This window comes from Cellulomonas terrae, assembly GCF_007990265.1.
GTDB classification, from domain to species: Bacteria; Actinomycetota; Actinomycetes; order Actinomycetales; family Cellulomonadaceae; genus Cellulomonas; species Cellulomonas terrae.
In genome coordinates this window covers 86,875-111,412 of the sequence record NZ_BJWH01000013.1, presented here as the reverse complement: position 1 = coordinate 111,412, position 24,538 = coordinate 86,875, and the positions used below count along the sequence as shown (strand labels likewise).

At 73.1% G+C, this 24,538-nt stretch carries 25 protein-coding genes, 1 tRNA gene and 1 other RNA gene; 14 read left to right on the top strand and 13 right to left on the bottom strand.

Features of this window, described 5'->3' with window-relative positions; translation table 11 throughout:
* The first annotated feature begins 79 nt into the window (after positions 1–79).
* A complete protein-coding gene (locus CTE05_RS13060) occupies positions 80–1,249 on the top strand; it encodes a cellulose-binding domain-containing protein (protein ID WP_146846752.1) in 1,170 nt (389 codons plus the stop codon).
* A 25-nt stretch (positions 1,250–1,274) separates the two neighbouring features.
* On the opposite strand, the gene CTE05_RS13055 is transcribed toward CTE05_RS13060, so the two are convergent.
* The 6 genes from CTE05_RS13055 to CTE05_RS13030 form a co-directional block, all read right to left on the bottom strand.
* Complete coding sequence (locus tag CTE05_RS13055) at positions 1,275–1,838, bottom strand: DUF5063 domain-containing protein (RefSeq protein ID WP_146846751.1); 564 nt, start codon at positions 1,836–1,838, stop codon at positions 1,275–1,277.
* A 10-nt stretch (positions 1,839–1,848) separates the two neighbouring features.
* Positions 1,849–2,448, bottom strand: coding sequence for a recombination mediator RecR (gene recR / locus CTE05_RS13050; protein WP_146846750.1), 600 nt, complete (start codon positions 2,446–2,448; stop codon positions 1,849–1,851).
* 65 nt (positions 2,449–2,513) lie between these two features.
* Positions 2,514–4,703 (bottom strand): DNA polymerase III subunit gamma and tau, encoded by a 2,190-nt coding sequence (locus CTE05_RS13045; protein WP_146846749.1) that lies wholly within the window; start codon positions 4,701–4,703, stop codon positions 2,514–2,516.
* Between the two features lie 39 nt (positions 4,704–4,742).
* A complete protein-coding gene (locus tag CTE05_RS13040; protein WP_146846748.1) occupies positions 4,743–6,095 on the bottom strand; it encodes an FAD-binding oxidoreductase in 1,353 nt (450 codons plus the stop codon).
* 103 nt (positions 6,096–6,198) lie between these two features.
* Positions 6,199–7,557, bottom strand: a complete 1,359-nt coding sequence (locus tag CTE05_RS13035; RefSeq protein ID WP_146846747.1) for an FtsX-like permease family protein — start codon at positions 7,555–7,557, stop codon at positions 6,199–6,201.
* Positions 7,554–8,240, bottom strand: coding sequence for an ABC transporter ATP-binding protein (locus CTE05_RS13030; protein ID WP_146846746.1), 687 nt, complete (start codon positions 8,238–8,240; stop codon positions 7,554–7,556). The genes CTE05_RS13035 and CTE05_RS13030 overlap by 4 nt, the downstream gene beginning before the upstream one ends.
* 268 nt (positions 8,241–8,508) lie before the next feature.
* Between CTE05_RS13030 and CTE05_RS13025 the strand changes: the two genes are divergently transcribed.
* Both CTE05_RS13025 and CTE05_RS13020 read left to right on the top strand, forming a co-directional pair.
* Positions 8,509–8,877: a hypothetical protein gene (locus CTE05_RS13025; RefSeq protein WP_146846745.1), complete on the top strand. Its 369-nt coding sequence runs from the start codon at positions 8,509–8,511 to the stop codon at positions 8,875–8,877.
* Between the two features lie 77 nt (positions 8,878–8,954).
* Positions 8,955–9,329 (top strand): roadblock/LC7 domain-containing protein, encoded by a 375-nt coding sequence (locus CTE05_RS13020; protein ID WP_186814859.1) that lies wholly within the window; start codon positions 8,955–8,957, stop codon positions 9,327–9,329.
* Positions 9,330–9,334: 5 nt separating this feature from the next.
* Here CTE05_RS13020 and CTE05_RS13015 read toward each other — a convergent pair whose 3' ends face one another.
* On the bottom strand, positions 9,335–9,949 hold the full coding sequence (locus CTE05_RS13015; protein ID WP_186814858.1) for a LysE family transporter: 615 nt from the start codon (positions 9,947–9,949) through the stop codon (positions 9,335–9,337).
* A 78-nt stretch (positions 9,950–10,027) separates the two neighbouring features.
* Here CTE05_RS13015 and CTE05_RS13010 point away from each other — a divergent pair, with 78 nt between their 5' ends.
* Entirely contained in the window at positions 10,028–10,456 is a 429-nt protein-coding gene (locus CTE05_RS13010; protein WP_146846743.1) for an Lrp/AsnC family transcriptional regulator, read from the top strand.
* Here CTE05_RS13010 and ffs read toward each other — a convergent pair.
* Positions 10,456–10,552, bottom strand: an RNA gene (gene ffs, locus CTE05_RS13005) — signal recognition particle sRNA small type. The genes CTE05_RS13010 and ffs overlap by 1 nt on opposite strands.
* Before the next feature lie 88 nt (positions 10,553–10,640).
* Here ffs and sthA point away from each other — a divergent pair.
* The 5 genes from sthA (at position 10,641) to CTE05_RS12980 (ending at position 14,741) form a co-directional block, all read left to right on the top strand.
* Positions 10,641–12,068 (top strand): Si-specific NAD(P)(+) transhydrogenase, encoded by a 1,428-nt coding sequence (gene sthA, locus CTE05_RS13000; RefSeq protein ID WP_146846742.1) that lies wholly within the window; start codon positions 10,641–10,643, stop codon positions 12,066–12,068.
* Positions 12,065–12,475, top strand: a complete 411-nt coding sequence (gene tsaA / locus CTE05_RS12995) for a tRNA (N6-threonylcarbamoyladenosine(37)-N6)-methyltransferase TrmO (RefSeq protein WP_146846741.1) — start codon at positions 12,065–12,067, stop codon at positions 12,473–12,475. The genes sthA and tsaA overlap by 4 nt, the downstream gene beginning before the upstream one ends.
* A gap of 48 nt (positions 12,476–12,523) precedes the next feature.
* A tRNA-Ser gene (locus CTE05_RS12990) sits at positions 12,524–12,608 on the top strand.
* 209 nt (positions 12,609–12,817) lie between these two features.
* Positions 12,818–14,263, top strand: coding sequence for a hypothetical protein (locus CTE05_RS12985; RefSeq protein WP_146846740.1), 1,446 nt, complete (start codon positions 12,818–12,820; stop codon positions 14,261–14,263).
* Positions 14,264–14,303: 40 nt separating this feature from the next.
* Positions 14,304–14,741, top strand: coding sequence for a ScoMcrA-related endonuclease (locus CTE05_RS12980; RefSeq protein WP_146846739.1), 438 nt, complete (start codon positions 14,304–14,306; stop codon positions 14,739–14,741).
* A 3-nt stretch (positions 14,742–14,744) separates the two neighbouring features.
* On the opposite strand, the gene CTE05_RS12975 is transcribed toward CTE05_RS12980, so the two are convergent.
* The 4 genes from CTE05_RS12975 to CTE05_RS12960 all read right to left on the bottom strand — a co-directional run bounded on the left by CTE05_RS12975 (position 14,745) and on the right by CTE05_RS12960 (position 18,348).
* The gene (locus CTE05_RS12975; protein ID WP_146846738.1) at positions 14,745–15,956 is read right to left on the bottom strand and encodes a BaiN/RdsA family NAD(P)/FAD-dependent oxidoreductase; all 1,212 of its coding nucleotides are present in this window, start codon (positions 15,954–15,956) and stop codon (positions 14,745–14,747) included.
* 110 nt (positions 15,957–16,066) lie between these two features.
* The gene (locus tag CTE05_RS12970; RefSeq protein WP_146846737.1) at positions 16,067–16,375 is read right to left on the bottom strand and encodes a DUF2314 domain-containing protein; all 309 of its coding nucleotides are present in this window, start codon (positions 16,373–16,375) and stop codon (positions 16,067–16,069) included.
* On the bottom strand, positions 16,372–17,895 hold the full coding sequence (locus CTE05_RS12965) for an ATP-dependent DNA ligase (RefSeq protein ID WP_146846736.1): 1,524 nt from the start codon (positions 17,893–17,895) through the stop codon (positions 16,372–16,374). The genes CTE05_RS12970 and CTE05_RS12965 overlap by 4 nt, the downstream gene beginning before the upstream one ends.
* 57 nt (positions 17,896–17,952) lie before the next feature.
* The gene (locus CTE05_RS12960) at positions 17,953–18,348 is read right to left on the bottom strand and encodes a YchJ family protein (RefSeq protein ID WP_146846735.1); all 396 of its coding nucleotides are present in this window, start codon (positions 18,346–18,348) and stop codon (positions 17,953–17,955) included.
* 264 nt (positions 18,349–18,612) lie between these two features.
* On the opposite strand from CTE05_RS12960, the gene CTE05_RS12955 reads away from it, so the two are divergent.
* Positions 18,613–18,816, top strand: coding sequence for a cold-shock protein (locus tag CTE05_RS12955; RefSeq protein WP_028049733.1), 204 nt, complete (start codon positions 18,613–18,615; stop codon positions 18,814–18,816).
* Between the two features lie 148 nt (positions 18,817–18,964).
* Complete coding sequence (locus tag CTE05_RS12950) at positions 18,965–20,044, top strand: fatty acid desaturase family protein (RefSeq protein WP_146846734.1); 1,080 nt, start codon at positions 18,965–18,967, stop codon at positions 20,042–20,044.
* 294 nt (positions 20,045–20,338) lie between these two features.
* Here the strand turns inward: CTE05_RS12950 and CTE05_RS12945 are convergent, their stop codons facing one another.
* A complete protein-coding gene (locus CTE05_RS12945; protein ID WP_146846733.1) occupies positions 20,339–22,930 on the bottom strand; it encodes a rhamnogalacturonan lyase in 2,592 nt (863 codons plus the stop codon).
* Between the two features lie 293 nt (positions 22,931–23,223).
* On the opposite strand from CTE05_RS12945, the gene CTE05_RS12940 reads away from it, so the two are divergent.
* The 3 genes from CTE05_RS12940 (at position 23,224) to CTE05_RS12930 (ending at position 24,407) form a co-directional block, all read left to right on the top strand.
* On the top strand, positions 23,224–23,520 hold the full coding sequence (locus CTE05_RS12940; protein WP_146846732.1) for a type II toxin-antitoxin system VapB family antitoxin: 297 nt from the start codon (positions 23,224–23,226) through the stop codon (positions 23,518–23,520).
* Positions 23,517–24,140 (top strand): LytR C-terminal domain-containing protein, encoded by a 624-nt coding sequence (locus CTE05_RS12935; RefSeq protein WP_146846731.1) that lies wholly within the window; start codon positions 23,517–23,519, stop codon positions 24,138–24,140. Before CTE05_RS12940 ends, CTE05_RS12935 begins: the two co-directional genes overlap by 4 nt.
* Before the next feature lie 84 nt (positions 24,141–24,224).
* Positions 24,225–24,407, top strand: coding sequence for a hypothetical protein (locus CTE05_RS12930; protein ID WP_146846730.1), 183 nt, complete (start codon positions 24,225–24,227; stop codon positions 24,405–24,407).
* The last annotated feature ends 131 nt before the right edge of the window (positions 24,408–24,538 follow it).

Here is a 24,538-nt window from a genome sequence, read left to right as displayed (position 1 = left end):
GCGAGGCCCGGGCCAGCACGCTGCCAGGTGCGGCGTCCGACCGCAGGGGGCACCGGGCGCGCGACCGAGAGGACCCACCATGCGCGTCCGCGCTGCACTGACCGCCGTCGTCGTCGCCGCGCTGGCCGGTGCCGGCACGGTCGTCGGGCTCACCGCCCAGGCCGCCCCCGGCTGTCAGGTCACCTGGACCGCGAGCTCCTGGCCGGGCGGCTTCACGGCCGACGTGCGGGTGAGCCCCGGCGAGGCCACGCACGGCTGGACGCTCACCTGGGCCTTCCCGTCCGGGCAGCGCGTGACGCAGGGGTGGAACGCGACCGTGGTCCAGACCGGGTCGAGCGTGACCGCGTCGAACGCACCGTGGAACAGCGAGATCCCCGCAGGCGGCAGCACGTCGTTCGGGTTCCAGGGCACGCTCAGCGGGACGAACACCGCGCCGACGGAGTTCGTGCTCAACGGCGTCGCGTGCAACGGCGGCACACCTCCCGTCACGCCGACGGCCACGCCAACCACCACCGCCACCCCCGCGCCCACGCCCACGCCCACGCCCACGGTCCCGCCCACGCTCGACTGCGGCACCGCTCTCTTCTGCGACGGGCTCGAGTCCCAGACCGGGACGACGCCCAGCAGCCCCTGGACGGTGAAGCATCCCGACTGCTCGGGCAGCGGGACCGCCTCGGTCGACAGCACGGTCGCGCACTCAGGCACCCGCTCGCTCAGGATCACCGGCGCCGCCGGCTACTGCAACCACGTGTTCGCCCAGGCCGCGGCCGACCTGTCCCGGCTGTCGCAGACGTACTACGTGCGCTTCTACGTGCGGCACACCACCGAGCTGCCGACCGCGCACACGACGTTCCTCGCGATGAACGACGCGAACGACGGCAACCGCGACCTGCGGATGGGCGGCCAGAACGGGCGGCTCCAGTGGAACCGCTCGTCGGACGACGCCACCCTCCCCGAGCAGAGCCCCGCGGGCGTGTCTCAGAGCGCGTCGCTGCCGACGTCGTCCTGGTCCTGCGTCGAGCTGGAGGTGCAGAGCGCGGGACGGTTGATCACGCGGGTCGACGGCTGGGCCGTCCCGGGCCTCGTCGCGGACGGCACCCCGACGCACGACCTCGACGGTCAGTGGTACGCCAAGGCGTGGTCGCCGCGGCTGACGGACCTGCGGCTCGGCTGGGAGAGCTACGGCGAGGGCAGCGACACCCTGTGGTTCGACGACGTCGTGGTCGCGAGCAGCCGGGTGGGCTGCTGAGCCTGCACAGCACCTGCACCCCGCCTCACGGCTGAAGGGCGTCGTACTCCGCCTCCGCGGCGACGTCGTCCTCCACGTCCAACCGCAGGTGCGCCAGCATCGTCTGGAGGGTGCGCAGGACGCTGGACGCGCGCTCGCCCCAGTCGGACAGGTACGAGAACTGCCACCACCACAGGGCCTCGAGCACGCCGCCGGACTCGTAGTGCCGCAGGCCCTGGGCCAGCGCCCCGGCGATCGCCACGAGGTCCCCCGACACGCTGGCGGACTGCACCTCGACGCCGAGCAGGGGGTCGACGACCTCGGCGTACTCGTCGATGCCCTCGAACACGTTCGCGAGGTTGGCCCGCAGCGGCTCGACGTCCGGGTCCGGTCCGACGTCCGGCTCGAACCGCTCGGACGGCACCACGTCGGTCGTCGCACCGAGCCGCGCGCCTGCCGCGAGCATGTCGCTCACGGCGAGCAGCAGCAGCGGCAGGGACGCGTCCGGGTTCGCGCCCGACGCGACCTCGGTGACGGTCGTCAGGTAGCTCCGGGCCTCGTTCGCGACGGACTCGGCGATGTCGCGGAGGTCGGCGTCGGCTGTGGTCATGGTGCTCCCTCTACGCGCTGATCCGTCGGCGGCCCTCGAACGCCCGGCCGAGCGTGACCTCGTCGGCGTACTCCAGGTCACCGCCCACCGGCAGACCCGACGCCAGCCGACTCACCGTCAGTCCCATCGGGACCAGCAGCCGCGCCAGGTACGTGGCGGTCGCCTCGCCCTCGACGTTCGGGTCGGTGGCCAGGATGACCTCGGTGACCGTGCCGTCCGCGAGCCGGGTCATCAGGCCCGCGATGCGCAGGTCGTCCGGTCCGACGCCCGCGATCGGGTTGATGGCCCCGCCGAGCACGTGGTACTTCCCGCGAAACTCGCGGGTGCGCTCGATGGCGACGACGTCCTTCGACTCCTCGACGACGCAGATCGACGTCGGCGAGCGGCGCGGGTCCCGGCAGATGCGGCACTGCGGCTCCTGCGCGACGTTCCCGCAGATCTCGCAGAACCGGACCCGCAGCTTGACCTCGGTGAGCGCGTCGGACAGCCGGCGGACGTCCGCCGGGTCCGCCGACAGGATGTGGAACGCGATGCGCTGGGCGCTCTTGGGACCGACCCCGGGCAGTCGCCCGAGCTCGTCGATCAGGTCCTGGACCGCGCCTTCGTACACCCCGTCAGCCTACGGGGTGCACGGCTCGGCACCGCGTGACGCCACCCCCGGCCGACGACCTGTGATCAGGAGGTGCCGTCGTCCAGCTGCTCGTCGATGACCGTGCCGCCGAGCATCTGCGCGACCAGCGGGGCACCGATCAGGCTCGACGTCGTGATGTCCGGGTCGTCCGGGGACGGGTCGTCGGGGACGGTCGGGTTCGACCGCGACGCCGACTCCCGCGCTGCCGCCATGCCGCGCTCCCGGGCGGTACCCGGTGCCGGCGGTGCGAGGTCCTGCGGCGGCGCGTCCGGGATGGCCGGCTCGCCGGGCTCGTCGTCGGGCGGCTCCGGCATCGGGGGCTCGTCGTCCCACGACGCCGCGGCCTCCGCCGGGGTCACCGCCCGCGGGTTGCTGCGCTCGTCCGCGGCCGGACGAGGTGCGGCCGGCGCGGGTGCCGGGGCCGACGTCGCCTGCTCCGCGAGGATGCCCTCGACCCGCACGTCGAACCCGAGCGTCTCCCGCACGGCCCGCGCGACGACGTCCGCGTGGGCGCCGTTGCGGAACGTGGTCGCGAGCGCCGGGTTGTCGAACGCGACCTTCAGCGTCGTCGCGTCGAGCTCCGCCACCTGGGCGTTGCGCGGGTCGATGAGCGCCCACGTGACGCGGCGCAGGCCCTTGACGGTCTCGAGGACCTCGGGCCAGCGGCGGCGCAGCACCTCGGTGTCGGGGCCGCCGGTCGCGCGTGCAGCGGGCGGAGCAGCGGCGGGCTGGACCGCAGGGGTCGAGACCGCGGCCGGTTCCACCGCCGCTGTGGGCGTCGCCGCCGCGGAGTGCGAGACGAGCCCGGGACCACTCGGTGCCGGGGGGACGTCCCACGGCGGGCTGTCGTCGACGGGCGACGACCGCTCCGACTCGCCGGTGTCGTCGACCGCCGGCGCAGCCACCGGCGCGGGCTGCTGCGCGCGCTCGGGCTCCCGCTCGGCGGGTGCCGGCTCAGGGGGCGGGACCGGGGCCGGGACGGGAGGCGGGACCGGGGCGGAGGCCACCACGGGAGGCGCAGGGGGGCCGGCGACCGGGACCCGGACCGCCGCGGCGCCGTCGGCGGGCAGGCCGCGCTCCAGCCGGTCGAGGCGGGCGCCGAACCCGGAGCGGGAGTCCTCGACCGCGGGGAGCAGCAGTCGCGCCATGAGCAGCTCGAGGTGCAGGCGGGGCGACGTCGCACCCGTCATCTCGGTCAGCGCGGCGTTGCAGAGGTCGGCGGAGCGGGACAGCTCCGAGGCGCCCAGGTGGCGGGCCTGCAGGCGCATGCGGTCGAGCTGGTCGGTCGGCACGTCGCGCAGGGCGGCGTCGGCGGCGTCGCCGGAGGCCGCGATGACGATGAGGTCCCGCAGCCGCTCCAGGAGGTCCTCGACGAAGCGCCGCGGCTCGTGGCCGGTCGAGATGACGCGCTCGACCACCCGGAACGCGGACGCCCCGTCACGGGCGGCGATCGCCTCGGTCAGGTCGTCGAGCAGCGAGGCCTGCGTGTACCCGAGCAGCGCGGCCGCGCCCTCGTACCCGAGCTCGCCCCCGCCGGAGCCCGCGATGAGCTGGTCCAGCACCGACAGGGTGTCGCGGACGGACCCACCGCCCGCGCGCACGACGAGCGGCAGCACCCCGGACGCCACGGGCACGCCCTCGCTGTCGCACAGCTGCTGGAGGTAGGGCACCAGGACGTCCGGCGGGACCAGCCGGAACGGATAGTGGTGGGTGCGCGAGCGGATGGTGCCGATGACCTTGTCCGGCTCGGTCGTCGCGAAGATGAACTTGATGTGCGGCGGGGGCTCCTCGACGATCTTCAGCAGCGCGTTGAAGCCCTGGTTCGAGACCATGTGCGCCTCGTCGAGGATGAACACCTTGTAGCGGTCCCGCGCGGGCGCGAACGTGGCGCGTTCCCTCAGCTCACGGGCGTCGTCGACGCCCCCGTGGCTGGCGGCGTCGATCTCGACGACGTCCAGGCTGCCGGGTCCGCCGCGCGCCAGCTCGACGCACGACTCGCACACGTCGCACGGGGTGTCGGTCGGGTTCTCCTCGGTGTTCTGCGCGCAGTTGAGGATCCGCGCGAGGATCCGCGCGGACGTCGTCTTGCCGCAGCCGCGTGGCCCGGAGAACAGGTACGCGTGGTTCACCTGACCGCTGCGCAGCGCCTGCCGCAGAGGAGCCGTGACGTGGTCCTGGCCGATCACCTCGGCGAAGTTCTCGGGCCGGTAGCGGCGGTACAGGGCTGTCGTCACGCCACGGACTCTAGACGCCCGCGCCCACAGGCGGAGTCCTCAGGTGTGCATCGCCGCGATCGCGGTGAGCACCCCGTCCGGGTCGTAGCGGCGCTTCGCCGCGAGCAGCCGGTCGGCGTTGGCACCGAAGCCGAGCCGGACCCGCTCCGCGTCCTGCGGTCCGAGGATGTTCGGGTACCCGCCGGGCAACGCTCCGGGAGCGAGGGCGTCGGTGACCCGCGAGACCCACGCGTGCTGCGCGGCGGCGTCCTCGGCGGGCTGCCACGCCGCGATCACCTCGGCGAGCACGTGCTCCCGACGCAGCGCGAACGCCGTCGCGTCCGGGGCGACCCGGGTGGCCGCGCCGTGGAAGTGGTGCAGGGCGAGCAGGGACGCCGACGACGGCCACGTCGCGGCCGCGTCCGCGAGCACGTCGATCGCCTCGTCGGTCAGGGTGGGCAACCACTGTGTGCCCAGCGCGTAGTGCTGACCGGGACGGGCACCGGCCTCGAACATCCGGATGAGCTCGGGGTAGGGCATCGGCCCGACACCCCCGGCGACCGGCGTGCCGAGCCCCAGCAGCGGCGCGACCGCCGACTCGCCGGCGTCGGGGTCCCCGCTCCACGTCGGCGCGAGGAACACCGCCGGACCCGCCGGTCCGCCGACGAACCCGGCCATCACGGTGAGCTCGTCGGGGGCGGTGGCGATCAGGTCGCGGTACCCGCGCAGCACCTGGGCGGCCTGCTGGTGCGGGAACAGGACCATGCCACCGAGCACCGGGCCGAGCGGGTGCAGCCGGTAGCGCGCCGCGGTCACGATCCCGAAGTTCCCTCCGCCGCCGCGCAGCGCCCAGAACAGCTCGCGGTCGGCGTCGGGACCGGCGACGACGCTCGTCCCGTCGGCGAGCAGGACGTCGGCCGAGAGCAGGTTGTCGAGCGCGAGCCCGAACCGCCCGGCGAGCCCGCCGTACCCACCGGCGAGCGTCATCCCGGCCATCCCGACCGTCCGCACGACCGCGGTCGCGGTGCCCAGGCCGTGCGCCGCCGCCGCGTCCACGACGTCCGCGACGAGCGCGCCGCCCTGCGCGCTGGCCACGCCCGCACCCGGGTCGATCTGCACGCCGCGCAGCGCGGACAGGTCGAGCACGACACCGCCGTCGCCCAGCGCGCGACCGGCCCAGTCGTGCCCGCCGCCCCGCACCGTGACCGGCGCACCGCTCTCGCGCGCGACGAGCAGCGCCGTCCGCACGTCGTCGGCGTCGACACCCCGGACCACCACGGCGGGGCGCCGGTCGATCGCGCCGTTCCACACCCGCCGGGCGTCGTCGAACCCGTCGTCGTCCTGCTGCCACACCTGCCCGCGCACCTGCGCGCGCAACCGGGCGCCCACCTCGGAGCTCGTCGTCTGCGTCATGCCTCGGCCCCCCTGCCGTGCGACCGGTCCAGTGTGCGTCGCGGAGTCGTCGCGACGTCAAGGAACCGGCGAGCAGCCCGCCCCGACGGGCACCTCGCCGCGGTCAGTCGGCGCGCACGACGGTGTCCGCGAGCACCGACCGCAGCAGCGGACGCGACGTCTCCGTCGCGGCGAACACGAGCGCGCAGCCGCCCGCCAGGAACGCGAGCAGCATCAGCGGGCCCTGCGGGGAGAGCATGGACTCCACCCCGAGCAGCGGGAAGAACATGACGAGGGCCGTGACCGCCGACCCGACCGAGACGAACAGCAGCGGCACCAGCACGACGCGTCGCCGGACGGAGTCGTGCAGCTCGGCGGGCGTGCCGGCCAGGCTCTGCAGCGCGATCTCGCGGCGGCGGTCGAGCACGGAGGCAGCCTGCGCGATGCCTGCGGACACCGCTGCGAGCAGGAACGCGATCACCAGCGTGACCATCGCACCGGTAACCAGGTCGTCCACGAGGATCGCCCCCTGCGGGTCGTCGGACATGTCGACGGCGACGATCGACGGCAGCACCGCGAGCGCCCCGGCCACGAACCCGGCCAGCCCCAGCCCGCCGACCACCCGCCACACGGCCTTGGGGTCGTCGAGGAGCCGGCGCGCCGCGAGCAGCCGTGCGGGCGTCGACGCACGGCGCAGCTGCACCCTGCCGACGAGCCCGAGCACCCACGGCCCCACCGCGTTGAGCGTCGCGAAGCCGAGGGCCATCGCCCCGAGGAGCGCGGCGGCGGCCGCGGCACCGAGCGAGCCTGCGGCGGCGCTGATCACCATGAAGACGCCGATCCCGACGACCGCCACCACGGCGCGCAGCCACGTCATCTTCTTCGGCGTCTCCCGCCGGGCCACGCCCAGCGGGGACACGCTCACGCGACGCAGCGAGACGGCCCCGGACAGGGCGGCCAGGAGCGGCACCGCGACGACCGCGAGCGCGAGCCCCTGCCACCCGACCCACAGCTCCGCGACGCTGAACGTGGTGTCCTGGAACGGCAGGAGCGCGCAGACGGGCAGCAGCAGCAGGTAGAGCACGATCCCGAGGACCGCTCCGACGAGCCCCTGCCACGCGGTCTCGGCGACGGTCAGGCCGACCACCTCGCGCGGCGTCGCGCCGAGGAGGCGCAGGGTCGCGAGGCGGGCGTCCCGACGCGCGACCCCGAGACGGGCGGCGGCGCCGGCCAGGGTGAGGAGCGGGACCACGAGGAGGACCACGGCGATCCACGCGAGGATCACGTAGACGCTGGCGTCGTCGGCCTGCCCGGCCGGGACCGGCTGCTCCGCGCGGGACATGAAGCCCAGCAGCCCGCCGACGACGCTCAGGGTGAGCCCGGTGGTGACCGCGAACGCGGTGACCGCGAGACCCGTCGTCACGAGGGCGTCCCGACCGCCCGCCCGCTGGAGCCGCGGAGCGAGCGCGAGGACGGCGTTCATCGTGCGGCCTCCGCGTGGCGGACGAGCCCGTCGCGCACCTCGATGCGGCGGTCGCACCAGTCGGCCACCTGCGCGTCGTGCGTCACGACGACGAGCGACGCCCCGGCGGCCTTCGTCGTCTCGGTGAGGATGCGCATCACGTCGTGGCCGGTGGTCTGGTCGAGGGCCCCGGTCGGCTCGTCGGCGAAGACGACCGCGGGACCGGTGATCAGGGCCCGCGCGACGGCGACGCGCTGCGCCTGCCCGCCGGACAGCTCCCCGGGGCGTCGGCCCTCCATGCCCGCGAGCCCGAGCGACCCCAACCACCGTCCCGCCAGATCGGTGGCCTCCCTCCGCGGGGTGCCCAGGAGCATCGCCGGCAGTGCCACGTTCTCGATCGCGGGGAGCTCCGAGAGCAGCTGGCCGAACTGGAACACGAAGCCGTAGTGCCTGCGGCGCAGGAGCGAGCGCTCGCGGTCGGACAGCCCCCCGACCTCCCGACCGTCGAGCGCGACCGTGCCGCTGTCGGGCAGCAGGATGCCCGCGAGGCAGTGCAGCAGCGTGGACTTGCCGGAGCCCGACGGGCCCATGACGGCGAGCGACTCCCCGTCGGCGAGGTCGACGTCGACCCCGGCGAGCGCGGTCGTCGGGCCGAAGCGCTTGACCAGGCCGCGGGCGGACAGGCGTGGGGTGGCGGTGTTCATGCTGCCCAGGGTGCGGCGCGGGTCGCGTGGCCGACATCGACCCTCGGGCTGCCGTGCCGGGCCTGGAGGTGGGCCCACGGGTGGACGCCCGCGCGGTGCCCTACGCCGGACGGGTGACGGGGTGGGGGAAGTCATCGTGCGAACCACCCCGAAGACCACATCTCCAATGGATGAAGGTTCAACCAGATCGTACGGTCGAGACCCGCCGATCGACGGATCCCGGCGCACCCAGCACGCACCCGACCGACCGACCGGAAGCAGGCCAGCCATGAGCACGACCCTCGACCAGACCCTCGCCGCCGCCCTCGAGATCGACGGCGCGACCGCCGTCGCCCTCGTCGACTACGAGAGCGGCATGTCCCTCGGGCACCTCGGGACCGGGATCGACCTGGACGTCGCCGCGGCCGGCAACACGGAGGTGATCCGGGCCAAGCTCCGCACCATGGCGGCACTCGGCCTGGACGACGCCATCGAGGACATCCTCATCACCCTCGGGACGCAGTACCACCTGATCCGCCTGCTCCAGGGCGCGGACGGCAACGGGCTGTTCCTCTACCTGGTCCTCGACAAGGGCCGCGCCAACCTCGCCCTGGCCCGCCGCCAGCTCTCGAACCTCGAGCGCACCCTCACCATCTGACCCACCGGTGCCCGCGCACTCCGCGCGGGCACCGCCCGTGGTCCCGCATCTCGCCCCCGAGCCCCGAAGAGGCCCCTGTGATCGTCCGGCAGCACGCCCTGCAGATCGCCGCGAGCGTCCGTCGGGACCTGGACGGCATCCGTCGCGTGAGCGTCGTGCGCACCGACGGCCGGCCGTTCTTCGACGACCCCGGCGACACCCCGACGGGCGCGGACTCCGAGGCCGTCGCGGCCGCCGTCGCAGGGACGGTGTCGTACGCCCGCCGGGCCGGCACGGCGCTGGCGACGGGGTCGATCGACGCGATCACGGTCCGCGGGCGGGAAGCGACGATCGTCGCGCAGCCCCTCGACGACCTGCACGTGCTGGTGGTGACCTGCGCCCCGGACGTGAACCTCGTCCTGCTCGCGCGCGTGCTCGCGCGGGTCACCGCGACCGTCGGCACGTCCGCCTGATCCGTTCAGACGAGCAGCAGGACACCGGCGAGGACGACCGCGGCAGCCCCCACGACCGAGGCGCCGAGGCGTGCGCGCGCCGGGAGCCGCTGCCCGAGCACCCCGCTGCCGACCGCGAGCAGCAGCTGCCAGGCCAGGGACGCGACCCCCGCCCCCACCACGAACGCGGCGACCGACGCGGTCCCGGCGACGCCCAGGGCCAGCCCGACCGCCACGGTCGTGAACGTGACCGCCGTCGACGGGTTGACCGCGGTGAGGCCGACGAAGCGCGCGTAGGCGCCCAGCGGCGAGAGGCGGGCATCCGGCGGCGCGTCCGTCGGCGGGCGGCGGGCGGCCCGGACCGAGGCGACGAGCCCCACGCCGCCGACCGCGACCAGCACGACCGCGCCGACCCCGCGCACGAGCGGGGCGTGCTCGCTCAGCACGCGGCTGACGGGCGTCCCGACGGCGACCGCGACGACCGCGTACGCGAGGTCCACCGTCGCGACGCCGAACGCGGCGCCGACCGCCACGCGGAGCCCGTCGACCATCCCGGTGCGCAGCAGCAGGACGCCGACCGGCCCGACGGGCACAGCCACCGCGAGCCCGGCCAGCACCCCGAGCAGCAGAGGCGACGACACCGGACCAGCCTCGACGGTTCGGCGTCGACGGTCATCTGGATTCTGCGTGATCCTCCGTGCGACTGCGATGATCGCTGCATGGACGCCATCGACGAGGGAATCCTGCGCGAGCTGACTGCGGATGCGCGGTTGCCGTACCGCGAGCTCGGCGCCCGCGTCGGCCTGAGCGCCAACGCGGCGGCCCAGCGGGTCCGCCGCCTCGTCGAGAGCGGGACCATCCGAGGGTTCACCGTCGTCACGGCCGCCTCGGGACCGGACGGGCTGCCGTCGGGCCTGGAGGTCTTCATCGAGGTGCGCCTCGCGGACGACACGACCAACGAGAGCTTCACGGCGGCGCTCACGCGCGGGTTCGCGCAGGTGCTCGACGCCGTGCACGTGACCGGCTCGTACGACTACCTGCTGCACGCGGTGGTGGCCGACCCCGCGGCGCTGGACCAGCTCGTGCGCCGGCTCAAGCGCGAGGCGGGCGCGGCCCAGACGTTCACACGCCTCGCCCTGCGGGCATAGAAAAGGACCCCCCGCACACCCGCCAGAGCTCACCTGCCCTTGCTGCCTTCCGGCCCTGGGGGAGTTCAGCGAGATGACGCCGCACGAGGGGTCGGGGAAAAGCCTAACCCAGCGCGCGCCCTCGTTCACACGCCGGTCACCCGCTCGACTCTCGCGACGCGACGTTCCCGGGCAGACTTCGAGGATGGCCAGCGACGAGCCCGAACGGTACGACTACGACCTCGTGGTGGTCGGGACCGGCCCGGGCGGGCAGAAGGCCGCGATCGCCGCCGCGAAGCTCGGCCACAAGGTCGCCATCATCGAGCGCCGGCACATGATGGGCGGCGTCTCGACGAACACCGGGACCATCCCGAGCAAGACCCTGCGCGAGGCGGTCATGTACCTGACGGGCATGGCGCAGCGGGAGGTGTACGGCGCGAGCTACCGCGTGAAGTCCGACATCACAATGGAGGACCTGTTCGCGCGCACGCAGCACGTCATCGGCCGCGAGCACGAGGTCATCCGCGCCCAGCTCCTGCGCAACCACATCGACATCCTCAGCGGCACGGGCTCGTTCCTGGACGCGCACACCCTCGGCGTCCTCGACGACGACGGCATCCGACGCACCCAGGTCACGGCGCGCTTCGTCGTCATCGCCACCGGCTCCAAGCCCCACCGGCCGGCGACGGTGCAGTTCGACGAGAGCGCGGTCCTCGACTCCGACGGCGTCCTCGCGCTGGAGAGGGTGCCGAACTCCATGGTCGTCGTCGGCGCGGGGATCATCGGGATCGAGTACGCGTCGATGTTCGCGGCGCTGGGCACCCGCGTCACGGTCATCGACAAGCGGCCCGCGATGCTCGAGATGTGCGACCCCGAGGTCGCCGAGTCCCTGAAGTTCCACCTGCGGGACCTGTCGGTGTCGTTCCGGTTCGGCGAGGAGGTGGCGGGTGTCGACAGCAACGCGCACGGCACCGTGACGCGGCTCGTGTCCGGCAAGCGGATCGCCGCCGACGCCGTCATGTACTCCGCGGGCCGGCAGGGCCAGACGGACGCGCTCAACCTGGCGGCGGCCGGGCTGTCCGCCGACTCCCGCGGGCGCATCGCCGTCGACGACCAGTACCGCACCGAGGTCCCGAACGTCTTCGCGGTCGGCGACGTCATCGGGTTCCCCGCGCTCGCGGCGACGAGCATGGACCAGGGCCGGCTGGCGGCGTACCACGCGTTCGACGAGCCCGCCCGCGAGCTCCAGTCGGTCCAGCCCATCGGCATCTACACGATCCCCGAGATCTCCTACTGCGGCCGCACCGAGGCGGAGCTCACCACCGACGCCGTCCCGTACGAGGTCGGGGTCGCGCGGTACCGCGAGCTCGCCCGCGGGCAGATCGTCGGCGACTCCTACGGGATGCTCAAGCTCCTCGTCCACACCGAGACGCGCGAGCTGCTCGGCGTCCACATCTTCGGGACCTCGGCCACCGACCTCGTGCACATCGGGCAGGCGATCATGGCGTGCGGCGGGACCGTCGACTACCTCGTCGACACCGTCCTGAACTACCCGACCCTGTCCGAGGCCTACAAGGTCGCCGCGCTGGACGCGACGAACAAGATCCGCCAGGTGGCGAGGTTCAGCCTGTGAACGCCGCCGAGCTCCGTCCGGTCGGCTGGGTGCGCAGCCCGGTCGCCGACCCGTCCGACGCGGCCCGGCAGGGCGACGAGGGCGCCCCCGACGTCGTCGTCGAGCTCGACCCGTCGGTCGCCGCCGCAGCCGCCGACCTCCACCCCGGCGACGACCTCCTCCTGCTCACGTGGTTCCACCTCGCCGACCGCGCGACGCTCGCCGTCCACCCGCGCGGCGACACCGCCCGGCCCGTGACCGGCGTGTTCGCGACGCGCTCCCCCGACCGGCCGAACCCGATCGGCCTGCACCGGGTCCGGCTCCTGGGCGTCGACGGCCTGCGCCTGCACGTGTCCGGCTGCGAGGCGGTCGACGGGACGCCGGTCGTCGACGTGAAGCCGGTGCTCGGTGCCGTCGACGAGCGCTGAACGCCCGGTTCGGTCCGGCCGCTGAGGTCGGGTATCCTCTGTCGGCCGGGAGGATTCGCCTAGTGGCCTATGGCGCACGCTTGGAAAGCGTGTTGGGTGAAAGCCCTCGGGGGTTCGAATCCCCCATCCTCCGCGCACCGAAGGGCCCGTCACCGCAGCGATGTGGGTGACGGGCCCTTCGTCGTGCCCGACGGTCGTGGCGCGCTCCGCCGCCTGCTCGCAGGACGATCCCGCTCACGCCGTCGGTGGCTCCGGGCGAGCGACCTGCGCGACGACCGACCGTCGCCGACCCGGGAGTAGCGTGCCCCCTGTCGGGAACCTGGACTCCACGGGGGGTGGACCATGACGTCCTCAGCTGCCGCACGCACGCACGCCGAGCCGGCGCGGTCCGGACCGGACGCACCGCAGGCCGCCCCGTCGCAGGTCCGGGTGCCGGGCGGCCGGGGGCTGCCCGTGCCGGGGCTGTCCCGCGCGCCCGCCGGGGAGCCCGGCACCCGTCGTGACGCCGGCCCGCGGGACGGCCGGGCGTCGGTGGAGGCACTGCGCCGGCAGCACCTCGGGAGCGCCACCCTCCGGCGCGTGAAGATCCTCGGGCCGCGGGGCGCCCTGCACATCAACGACTACCACTTCATCGACCGCCTGACGCTGGGGAGCGCCCCGAGGTCGGGCCAGCACGACGTCATCGTCACCGAGTTCACCGACTTCGACGGCCTCGCCGTCCAGGCCAACGCGCACGCGGGCGAGGAGTTCGACTTCGGCGGCGTGCGCTGGGGGTGGAACGGTCCGGGAGAGATCTTCCCGATCGAGAACGGCAAGACCTGCATCCGGCTGTCGACCGCGCAGATCGAGGAGCTGATCTCGGCGGCCAAGGAGGGGGCCGACGTCAAGAAGGCGATCTTCAAGGGTCTCTCGTCCAAGGTGACCGTCGAGAGCAAGGTCATCGAAGGCTTCAAGTCCGTGCGGCAGCAGCGCAGCGTCCCGGTGCGGGTGGACCTGCCGATCACGACCACCGCCAACAAGCTCCGTGGTCTAGGGAAGGTGCGCTTCGCACCCGGCTCCTACTGGACCGACGCGCTGGAGAAGGGGACCGGCAACGCGGAGGCGTTCCTCATGGGACCGAACGGGTCCAAGGAGGAGGGACCGCACCTGCACCTGTTCCTCGCGACGAAGGCGAAGAAGGGCGACGTCAGCGAGTGGGACCACCCGTTCACGATCACCGGGTACCTCATGACCACGAGCCACAAGAAGCACCTGGTCCTCGACCCGGACGGCGTCGCCGTCGACAAGAAGACGCTGCAGAAGCCCGCCCTCGAGAAGACGGAGCCCGCCCAGGTCGAGGAGATGACTCTCCTGTGCGGGCTGCTGAGACGCGCCGGCGCGAGCGAGGTCGAGGTCGAGTCGAAGGGGACGACGTCCCAGAAGAAGAAGGTCGTCCCGGAGAAGAAGACCTGGAAGTCGAAGACGGACGTCGCCGACGACCTGGACAAGGACGTCGCCACCCTCGCGAAGGGCTACAGCGTCCGCCCCGTGGTCATGCGGCACTTCCTCGTCACGATCGCCGGCCTCCAGGCCGACGACATCGCGGCGCTGGCCGCGAGACGTAGCACGCTCGACGACGCGGGGTTCGGGACGGAGGTGGATCTGCTTCCGGCCCTGGACCTGAAGGCGGCCGACCGTGGCGTATCCGCCGACGTCGTCGTCGGCATGCTCGATCCGACCACCTATCCGACGGACACCGAGGGGATCACGCTGATGTACAAGAAGCTGATGGATTCCCTCGACCAGTGACGGCGGGAGCGCGCCGACCGTCCGACGTAGGCTCGTCGTCGTGGCCACCTTCTCCTCCGTGTCGAGACAGCACGTCCTGCAGGCGATCGCCGAGTACGACTCCCGGGGCGGCACCGGCTTCCTCGACGTCTACGGCTTCGAGCCGCTCCCGGGCTACGCGGTCGTCCACGAGGGCCGCAGCTACGACCTGAGGGCGGTCGTCGGCGTGGCCCACCGGTTCGCGACGGGCCGCCTCGCCACCTCCGAGGAGTTCGGCAGCAGCACGGACGGCGCGGTCGCGATCCTGCGCAAGCGAGGCTTCGACATCACCGAACCCGCGGTCGCGGTCCGGGCGGCGCCGGTGCGCGCCGCCCGCGCGCCGAGAGCTCCGCGCACCCCGGTCGTACGGGCGACCGCCGCGCGCGAGGCCCCGTCGGCGACCTGCCCCACCTGCTTCATGACGCTCCCGGCGACGGGCATCTGCGACGAGTGCGGCTGAGCCTCAGCGCTCCAGCCACGTGAGCGCGCCCCGCGCGGCGATCACCCCGGTGCTGAACGACGCCTGCAGCAGGTAGCCGCCTGTCGGCGCCTCCCAGTCGAGCATCTCCCCGGCGACGAACGTGCCGGGCAGCCGGTGGAGCATCAGCGCGTCGTCGACCTCCGACCACGCGATGCCCCCGGCCGTGGAGATCGCCTTCTCGATCGGCATCGTGGCGGACACGGTGACCGGCACCGCCTTGACCAGCGCGGCCACGGCCCCGGGGGCCGCCGGCAGGGCACCGGCCCGCGACTCCCGCAGCAGCGCGATGCCGACCGGGTCCAGCGCGAGGGTCCGACGGAGCCAGTTCGACGCGGAGTCCTTCGGGCGGCGTCGCTGCAGGCGCTCGGTGAGCTGGTCGACCGTCAGCGCGGGCCGCAGGTCGACCTCCAGGACGCACTCCTCGGCGTCGAGGGCGTCGCGGATCGTGGCCCCGATCGCGTAGACCGGCCCACCCTCGATCCCCGCCCGCGTGACCATCGCGTCACCCCGTGCACCGGGACCCGGGCGGCCGCGCACCGACAGCGCGACGTGCTTGAGCGGCGTCCCCTCGAACCGGTCGGCGAACGTGTCGGTCCAGCCCACGCGCAGCCCGACGTTCGCCGGCCGCAGGGCCGTCACGGCGACGCCCCGCTCGGTGAACGGCCCGACCCATCCGCCGTCCGAGCCGAGCCTCGGCCACGACGCACCGCCGAGCGCGAAGACCGTCACGTCGCCGGAGACGACGCTCTCCCGGCCGTCGACGTCGGTGAACCGGAGCCCGTCGCCGGCCCATCCCGTCCAGCGGGACCTCCGCTCGGTCCGCACCCCGAGGTCGGCCAACCGGGCCAACCACGCCCGGACCAGCGGCGTCGCGCGGAACGACCGCGGGAACACGCGCCCGCTCGACCCGACGAACGCCTCCTCCCCCAGGCCGGCGCACCAGTCGCGCAGGTCCTGCGGGCCGAACGCCTCGAGCATCGGCGCGAGCCGCTCGGCGGAGCTGCCGTACCGGGCCAGGAACGCGTCGCGGTCCTCGCTGTGGGTGAGGTTCAGCCCACCGTGACCGGCCAGCAGGAGCTTGCGGGCGGGCGACGGCATCCGGTCGTGCACGGTGACCGTGACCCCGGCCCGCGCCAGCACCTCGGCGGCGACCAGCCCTGCCGGGCCGCCCCCGACGACGGTCGCGGTGCTCATCGGGTGCACCGGACGGCGGTCGACGACCGACCGCGCAGGGAGATCGACCGGCTGCACCGCATGGCGGGCAGTCAAGCACGAGCACGGTCCCCACAGCGGAGTCGGACGGGTCAGCCCGGCGTGATCGCGACGATGTGCCGCCGCTCGAACCGCACGGTGTCACCGGCGTGCAGGCCGCGCAGCTCCGCCGGGTCGCTGTGCAGGCTCCCCTCGAGCTCCCCGTCACCCACCTCCGTCACCCGGACCCACACCCGCTCGGCCAGGCCGGTGTCCGGCTCGACGACGAGCTTGACCCGGTCGCCCACCTGCACGGCCGCCTTCGCCTCGTCGGACGGGATCCGGACCCGGTCCGGCGCGGCCGCGTGCATCGCCACCCCGTCGGCGAGCGTCCACGTGGTGCGGCGCCGGAACAGGCTCACGGCTGACCCGCCAGCGCCCGGACCGTCTCGATCGTGTCCGCCTCGGCGGACGACTTGTCGTCGCGGTACCGCAGCACGCGCGCGAACCGCAGCGCGAGCCCGCCGGGGTAGCGGGTCGACCGCTGCAGCCCGTCGAACGCGATCTCCACCACCTGCTCGGGCCGCACGGTCACGACCCACCCGTCGTCACTCGTCGACAGCTCGGTGAACCGCTCCGTCTGCCAGCGCAGCATCTCGTCGGTCATCCCCTTGAACGTCTTGCCGAGCATGACGAAGCCGTCGCCGTCGCGCGCCCCGAGGTGGATGTTCGACAGCGTCCCCTGCCGCCGCCCGGATCCGCGCTCGACGGCCAGCACGACGAGGTCGAGGGTGTTCCGCGGCTTGACCTTGACCCACGCGGCGCCGCGGCGTCCGGCCTCGTACGGGGCGTCGGCCGCCTTGATGACGACGCCCTCCTGTCCGGCACGCACCACGTCGGCGAAGTAGGACCGCGCCTCGTCCACGTCCGCGGTCACCAGGCGGTGCACCACGGACGGCCCGGCCACGGCGTCCAGCGCGTCGAGGCGGCGCAGGAGCGGCGCGTCGAGCAGGTCCGTCCCGTCGACGTGCAGGGCGTCGAAGAAGAACGGCGTCAGGGTCGTCACGGCGGCCACCTCGGCGTCCTTGGTGGCCGAGCGCGCCGCCGTCTCCTGGAAGGGCCGCGGGCGTCCGTCCGGGCCGACCGCGAGCGCCTCGCCGTCGAGCACGAGGTCCGCCGCGGGCATCGCCCGGACGACCTCGACGATCTCGGGCACCCGGGTGGTGATGTCGTCGAGGCTCCGGGTGAACACCTGCACGTCGTCACCCCGACGGTGCACCTGGATCCGGATCCCGTCGAGCTTGGAGTCGACGACGACCGGTCCGGCACCGAGGCTCGCCCACGCCGCGTCGACGTCGGGCGCGGACTGCGCGAGCATCGGGCGCACCGGTCGCCCGACGACCAGCGTGAAGGCGGCCAGCGCGGCCGCCGGGTCGGTCGACGTCAGCGCTGCGACGGCGACGGGCTCGGTGTCACCGGCGAGCATCGCGGCGCGGCGCACCGTCTCCGGCGGGACGCCCGCGGCCTCCGCGACGGCGTCCAGCAGCAGCGCGTCGAGGGACCCCTGCCGCAGCTCTCCGGTCACCAGCCCGGCGAGCAGCCTCTGCTCGTCGGCGGTGGCTGCCCCGAAGAGCTCCGCCGCGAGCGCGTTGCGGCTGAGCACGGAACCGGGGCCCTCCAGCCGTGACATCTGCTCGAAGACGGCGTCGACCCCTGCCACGGTCAGGGACGGTTCGCTCGCGGGCTCCGGCAGCGCCTTCAGGGACCTCCAGCCCAGCCCGGTCCGCCGCTGCCGCAGCTGGCCGCCGAGGTACCGCGACACGATCCCGACGTCCTCGGGCGGCGTCCGGCGCAGCAGGTCGACCAGCAGCGCCCGCTTGGCCAGCCGCGACCGGGTCGTCGCGAGGGCGGACGACGTCGTCGCCAGGTCGACCAGCAGCATCCCTGCATCCTGCCGCCCGGCACCGACATCGCGCGCGCCAGGGCCGCTTCGTCGGGCCTACGAGCCGATCCCGCCGTCGACGTAGAGCCAGCGGCCGTCCTCGCGCACGAAGTGGCTGGTCTCGTGCAGCCGGCCGCGCTCCCCGCCCTCGGCCCGGTAGTGCGCCACGAACTCCACCGTGCCCGCGTCGTCCCACGGTCCGCCGGCGTCGGTGCGGACGACGTCCAGCCGGTGCCAGGCCATCGTCTCGTCGAGCTCGAGAAGGTCGGGCCGGGTGCTCGGGTGCCACGTGACCAGCAGGTAGTGGGTGGCTCCGGTCGCGAACCCGGTGTACCGGGAGCGCATCAGGGCTTCGGCGGTGGGCGCCCGGCGACCGTCGGCCAGGTAGCGGCCGCAGCACTCGTCGTACGTCTCCCCCGTGCCGCACGGGCAGCGGTCGTCGTGCTCGCTCATCGGTCCTCCGGACGCGGTCGTCGGGGCGAACGTAGCAAGAACTCTCGGGCGGTTCGGCACGCCGAATGCGTCACTCCCGTTCCCGTCGGGCCTGTCGTGCCGTACGGTTGTCCCTGTAGTCGCAGTGAATCGCTTGTCATGACGGCCGAGGAAACTTGGCAGGACGTTCTCGAGGACCACCTCGGAGACGGACGACGAACACCGTGAATACCGGTCCCGGTCACCCGGGAGTTGTCCATACCGCACGTGAGAGAAGAGAACATCATGCCTGTTGGCACCGTGAAGTGGTTCAACGCTGAGAAGGGCTTCGGCTTCATCGCCCCCGAGGACGGCGGACCCGACGTCTTCGCGCACTACAGCGCCATCACGACGAGCGGCTACCGCACGCTCGAGGAGAACCAGAAGGTCCAGTTCGAGGTCACGCAGGGCCCCAAGGGCCCGCAGGCGTCGAACATCACGCCTCTCTGAGCCTGAGCTGAGCTCATAGCTCCATCGCACGGGACCCCGGCCTCTTGTGGCCGGGGTCTCGTCGCATCATGACCGAGGCGCCCCCCGTAAAGCTCATCGCCCGACCGAACTCGCGCCGCGCACTGCACGACCGACAGGACGGACCCGCATGAGCTCCACCACGCTTACCGACGCCCCCACCCGACCGCGCGACCGCGCGGTCAGCGACTTCACCGAGCTGACGCGCACCATCCAGGCCGCGGGCCTGATGAAGCGTCGCCCCGCGCACTACGCCGTGCGGCTGTCCGCCGCCGTCGTCGCCGTCCTCGGGCTGGTCGCCACGATCGTCCTCGTGGGCGACTCCTGGTGGCAGATCGCCGTCGCCTTCGCCGCCGCCGTGATCCTCACGCAGGTCGCGTTCCTGGGCCACGACGCCGCGCACCGCCAGATCTTCGCCGACGGACGCGCCAACAACTGGACCTCCCTCGTGCTCGCCGACCTGTTCGTCGGCCTGAGCCACGGCTGGTGGCAGCGCAAGCACACGCGCCACCACGCCAACCCGAACAAGATCGACACCGACCCCGACATCGAGATCGAGGCGCTGGCGTTCACGCCCGCCCAGGCCGCGAAGCGGACGTCGAAGCTGTCTGTCTGGTACCTGAACCACCAGGGCTGGTTCTTCTTCCCGCTCCTGCTGCTCGAAGGTCTGGCGCTGCACGTCGCCGCCATCAAGCGGCTCTCGTCGCGGGACAAGCTGGAGCACCGCGCCGCCGAGATCGTCATGATGACCATCCGGCTCGTCGGTGGCACCGCACTGGTCTTCCTCACCATGTCCTGGCCGATCGCGCTGGTCTTCCTGGCCGTCCAGATGGGCGTCTTCGGGTTCTACATGGGCGCCTCGTTCGCCCCGAACCACAAGGGCATGCCGCTGATCCCCAAGGACTCGCGTCTCGACTTCCTGCGTCGCCAGGTGCTGACCAGCCGGAACATCGGCGGCGGCAAGTGGGTCGACGTGCTCATGGGCGGGCTCAACCACCAGGTCGAGCACCACCTGTTCCCGTCGATGCCGCGCCCCTCGCTGCGTCGCGCGAAGCCGATCGTCGAGGCCTACTGCCGCGAGCACAACATCCCGTACGTGCAGGTCTCCCTGCCGCGGTCGTACTCGATCATCGTGAAGTACCTGAACACGGTCGGGAAGCCCGACCGCGACCCGTTCAACTGCCCGATGACGGCGCTGTACCGCGTCTGACCCTCGGCTCACCGAAGCCCCCGTCGCCCCGCTGGGCGGCGGGGGCTTCGTCGTCAGCGGTCGGTGCACGCCGCGGCGACCCCGCACACGACGCTCAGCCGACGAGCAAGCCATCGGTGCCGCACCGGCGCGCTCTCGCGTCACTCGTGGCTCGTTCGCGGTGGGAGAGCGCGACGCCCTGACGGCTGCGGTCGGGTTCTGTCGCGACGGGCACGCAGAAGGGCGCCGGTCGGTAGTGACCCCGACCGGCGCCCGGGGGTCGCGCTTGCCCTCGCGACCCCTCGATGCTCGCGGTCAGTCGAGCATCGAGATCACCTGCTGCGCCTGGTACCCGAGGATCGCCCGGGCCGCCGGCGTGACGGTGGACAGCTTCGACCGCGGCGTGAGGAGCGCCACGTACGCCGTCAGCGACCTCACCGCGATCTTCTCGTTCCCGGCGTCGGCGGCCCTGTCGGCCACCTCGACCGCGGCCAGCAGCCCCGCCGCCGCGACACCCTTGATGGCGCCGGCGCTGATCTGCGCCCTGGTCGCGTCACGCAGGGCGTCGATGCTGCCCGGCGCGAAGTACGACGGCACCGGCACCTGCGTGTAGTCGGTGTCCGAGGCCAGGTAGAACCCGACGTCCGACGGCTGGTTGTACGTCGTCTGCTGGCGGGCGACCTCGACGCGGTACTGCGGGTCGTGCATGAGCGTGTACATCTTCGTGTGGCTCAGGTCCGTGTTGACGAACAGGCGGATCGCGGAGGAGTCCTCCGTGCGGACCAGCAGCTCCTCGCGCGAGTCGCCCAGGACGTCCGCGACCAGCGACGGGTTGCCCTTGGTGCCGTTGTTCGAGCGCGTCCCCGTGGCCGTCAGCTGACGCCCGCGGGTCCAGTCGTCGATCGTCACGTCCTGCGCGGCGGAGCCGTTGACGATCTGCGTCGTGCCGTCCGGCAGCCACTTGATGCTCATGTTGGTGCCGGGGATGGCGCCCGGGGTGACGACACCGGCCGCCGAGTACAGCCCGAGCGAGTCGGTTCCCCCGGGCAGGCTGGCCCAGGCCTCGCGGCCGCGCACCGACGGGAGCACGTCGCCGACCATCGCACGGCCGGTGTCCCGCCCGGAGTACACCCCGAAGAGGACCTCGCCGGTCTTCGCGTCGCGCATCGCCATGCCGTAGGGGGCGAACGTGCCGCCCTCGTGCGCCGTGAAGATCTCCAGGCCCGGACGGTCCGGGTCGATGTCGGTCACGTGCATCGCGTCGCCGTGGCCGAGGCGGACGACCTCGCCGGGTGCGGCGCTGCCCGGCGGCAGGGTGTCGAACGAGGAGTACAGGACGGAGCCGTCGTCGTCGATCGTCGCGGCGCCGTAGACGATCTCCTGCTTGCCGTCGCCGTCCACGTCGGACGCCGCCAGCGAGTGGAAGCCCTGCGTCGTGATCTTCCCGTACACCGGGTCGGTGCCGTCGCGGCCGTGCGGGCCGTCGTTGAACGGGTTGGTCAGCGGGACGTGGCCCGAGTCGACGTACCAGCGCTCCGTGAGCTTCTTGCCGTCCCAGTCGTACGCCACGAGCGTGGTGCGCGTGTAGTAGCCGCGGGCGAAGATCGCCGACGGTGTCTGCCCGTCGAGGTACGCGACCCCGGCCAGGAACCGGTCGACGCGGTTGCCCGGCTCGATGCGGGACATCGCGTAGTCGCCCCAGAGCAGGCCGTCGTCGCCGCGACCCGGCTTGTAGTCGATCGTCTGGAGCTCCTTGCCGGTGGCTCCGGCGAACACCGTGAGGTACTCGGGACCGTCGACGATGAAGCCCTCGAAGTTGCGCAGCACGTTGCGCGCGCTGCGGGCGGGTGCGTAGACGTCGACGAAGTAGGTCGCGAGCGCCGTGGCGTCCTCGACGGACAGCGGGTAGCTGTACTGCGGCGCGATGCCGAGCGCCGCCTCGACCGTCGACGGCCAGCGGCCCGCGACGACCTCGGGGTGGCTGCTCCAACCCTGGAGCATGGTGACCAGGTGGTCGAAGTAGCCCTGCTTGCTCAGCCGGTAGTCGGTGGTGTCGGTGACACCCGCGGCACGGTCGCGCTTCGGCAGGGAGACGTACTTCTCGCTCGCTACGGAGCCGTCGGCCCTGTAGGTCGTGATCCTGCTGCCGGGGGCCGTCTTCATCATGAGCTCGGCCTTGCCGTCACCGTCGTAGTCGTAGACGGGGAACTGCGTGTAGTGCGCGCCGGCGCGGATGTTCACACCCAGGTCGATGCGCCACAGCTGCGTGCCGTCCTGCTCGTAGGCGTCGACGAACACGTTGCCGGTGTAGCCGACCTGGCTGACGTCCTTGGAGTTCGACGGGTCCCACTTGACGACGTACTCGTACTGGCCGTCGCCGTCGACGTCGGCCACGGACATGTCGTTAGCGGAGTACGTGTACGCCTCGCCGACGGGGGTGACGCCGTCGACCGGCTTGTTCATCGGGATGTCGAGCGACGCCTGCGTCCACGGCGTCGCCTCCGCACCGTCGACCTCGACGCCGCCGACGACCGCGGCGACGCGGTAGCGGGAGGCCGACGTACCGGCCGGGTCGACGAAGTTCGTCGAGTCCGTGACCGTGCCGAGCAGGGCGCCGTCACGGTAGACGGCGAAGTCGGGACCGGTCAGCCCGGTCGCCGTGGCGCCCGTGACCTCGCTGGCCAGCAGCCGCCAGGTCAGGAACACGCCCTGCGGCGTGACCGCGGCGACGAGCCCCCGGTCGAGGCGCTCGAGGACGAGCCCGTCGGGACCCCTGCTGGGCCCGTGCGCGGCGAGGTGCGCCGGGGCCGGTGCAGCCGTCGCCGGGGTGGCGGCGAGGGTGCCGACGAGCACCACGGATCCGGCGATCGCTGTGAGCGTTCGACCTCGGCGTTGCGTCAGACTCATCCTTGAATCCTTTCAATCGGCTAGGCGTCCCCCATGGGGGATGGGGTTGCTCCCGATGAGGAAAGTCGGGGGCGCCTTTGACCCCGACCGCCCACGACCGTATCGCCTGGATCACCCGAGTCAACCCTTCCTGCGACATTCGCCGGAAACCGTCGCCGGGAGCGCTCCCGCCGACGGAAACCGCTATCCAAATGTGCCTCCCGCGGCCCCGGATGAGCACTCCCTCATGCCCCGGTGCCGACGTCACCCGGCTGAACGTCACGGACCGGCAGGGCGTCACCTAGACTCCCTCCGTGATCTTCAAGGCGGTGGGCGAGGGCAGGCCCTACCCTGAGCACGGCCTCGAGACTGCCAAGCAGTGGGCCGAGGTCCCCCCGCGCCAGGTGAGGCTCGACGAGCTGGTGACGACCAAGCGCACCCTCGACCTCGACGCGCTGCTCGCGGAGGACTCCACGTTCTACGGCGACCTGTTCGCGCACGTCGTGCAGTACCGCGGCGTGATGTACCTGGAGGACGGTCTGCACCGGGCCGTCCGTGCGGCGCTGCACCAGCGCGCGCTGCTCCATGCCCGGGTGCTGGTGGTCAAGTGACCGAGCAGGACCGCGCTCGTCAGCTCCGCCGACGGCACATGCACGAGCGGCAGGCCGTCATCTTCGGCGTGCTCCTCGCGGCTCTCGCGCTCGCCGGCCTCGGTGCCGCGGCCATGTTCACCGGGAGCCTGAACCTTCCCGTGTTCGCCCGCGACTTCTCGACGCCGGTCACCCCCACCACGCTGCAGGACCCGTACCCGTGCCCGCCGGCCGGGGCGCTGCCGGTCGCCGCCAACCAGATCAGCGTGAAGGTGTTCAACGCGACCAGCCGCGTCGGCCTCGCCGGCGTCACGGGTGCGAGCCTGACGGAGCGCGGCTTCGTCGTGGTCTCCACGGAGAACGCCGCCGCCACCTACGACGGCACGGCACGCATCATCTTCGGCGTCGCCGGTGTCGCCCAGGCGTACACGCTCGCCGCCCACGTCGACGGTGCGGTCCTCGTCCTCGACCCCCGTACGGACGCCACCCTGGACCTGGCGCTCGGCGCGAAGTTCGCCGAGCTCAAGGCTCCCGACACCGTCACGCTCGACCCGGCGGTCCCCCTCGTGGCCCCGGAGGGCTGCACCCCGTACGACGAGGTCGCCGCACCCGTCCCGACGCAGGCCCCCGCCGCCGGCTGATCGCCGTCGTGCGCGGCCGTGCCGGCCGTGCGACCGTGGACGTCCGCCGTGGTGACCGACCACGGACGACGAGGGAGGTCGACGATGACCGAGTCAGACAGCACCCCCGACCCCGTCCGCGAGACGGCTCCGGAGGCACCACCCGCACCCGACGACCCGCCGCGTGACGACGAGTACGTCGACAGCGAGCGCGGTGCGGTGTTCCCCGTCGCCGGACCGGCCGCGGGGACGGTCCCGCCACCTGCGGTCCCGGGGCGCCCCGCCTGATCCGCACAGCGAGCAGCGACCCCGGCGAGGCCGACGGGCGGGCTAGCCTGAGCACCTGCCCGCTCGTCGGCCTGGTCCGGCCACTGCCTCGGAGGTCGCACTGCTCCGCCGCCTGCTGCACTCCGCCACGG

Bases quoted from the DNA above. Each gene is read 5' to 3' on its own strand.
- CTE05_RS13060 (WP_146846752.1), top strand. From the start codon at position 80: ATGCGCGTCCGCGCTGCACTGACCGCCGTCGTCGTCGCCGCGCTGGCC.
- CTE05_RS13055 (WP_146846751.1), bottom strand. From the start codon at position 1,838: ATGACCACAGCCGACGCCGACCTCCGCGACATCGCCGAGTCCGTCGCG.
- CTE05_RS13040 (WP_146846748.1), bottom strand. From the start codon at position 6,095: ATGACGCAGACGACGAGCTCCGAGGTGGGCGCCCGGTTGCGCGCGCAG.
- CTE05_RS13035 (WP_146846747.1), bottom strand. From the start codon at position 7,557: ATGAACGCCGTCCTCGCGCTCGCTCCGCGGCTCCAGCGGGCGGGCGGT.
- CTE05_RS13030 (WP_146846746.1), bottom strand. From the start codon at position 8,240: ATGAACACCGCCACCCCACGCCTGTCCGCCCGCGGCCTGGTCAAGCGC.
- CTE05_RS13025 (WP_146846745.1), top strand. From the start codon at position 8,509: ATGAGCACGACCCTCGACCAGACCCTCGCCGCCGCCCTCGAGATCGAC.
- CTE05_RS13010 (WP_146846743.1), top strand. From the start codon at position 10,028: ATGGACGCCATCGACGAGGGAATCCTGCGCGAGCTGACTGCGGATGCG.
- sthA (WP_146846742.1), top strand. From the start codon at position 10,641: ATGGCCAGCGACGAGCCCGAACGGTACGACTACGACCTCGTGGTGGTC.
- CTE05_RS12985 (WP_146846740.1), top strand. From the start codon at position 12,818: ATGACGTCCTCAGCTGCCGCACGCACGCACGCCGAGCCGGCGCGGTCC.
- CTE05_RS12975 (WP_146846738.1), bottom strand. From the start codon at position 15,956: ATGAGCACCGCGACCGTCGTCGGGGGCGGCCCGGCAGGGCTGGTCGCC.
- CTE05_RS12965 (WP_146846736.1), bottom strand. From the start codon at position 17,895: ATGCTGCTGGTCGACCTGGCGACGACGTCGTCCGCCCTCGCGACGACC.
- CTE05_RS12960 (WP_146846735.1), bottom strand. From the start codon at position 18,348: ATGAGCGAGCACGACGACCGCTGCCCGTGCGGCACGGGGGAGACGTAC.
- CTE05_RS12955 (WP_028049733.1), top strand. From the start codon at position 18,613: ATGCCTGTTGGCACCGTGAAGTGGTTCAACGCTGAGAAGGGCTTCGGC.
- CTE05_RS12950 (WP_146846734.1), top strand. From the start codon at position 18,965: ATGAGCTCCACCACGCTTACCGACGCCCCCACCCGACCGCGCGACCGC.
- CTE05_RS12945 (WP_146846733.1), bottom strand. From the start codon at position 22,930: ATGAGTCTGACGCAACGCCGAGGTCGAACGCTCACAGCGATCGCCGGA.
- CTE05_RS12930 (WP_146846730.1), top strand. From the start codon at position 24,225: ATGACCGAGTCAGACAGCACCCCCGACCCCGTCCGCGAGACGGCTCCG.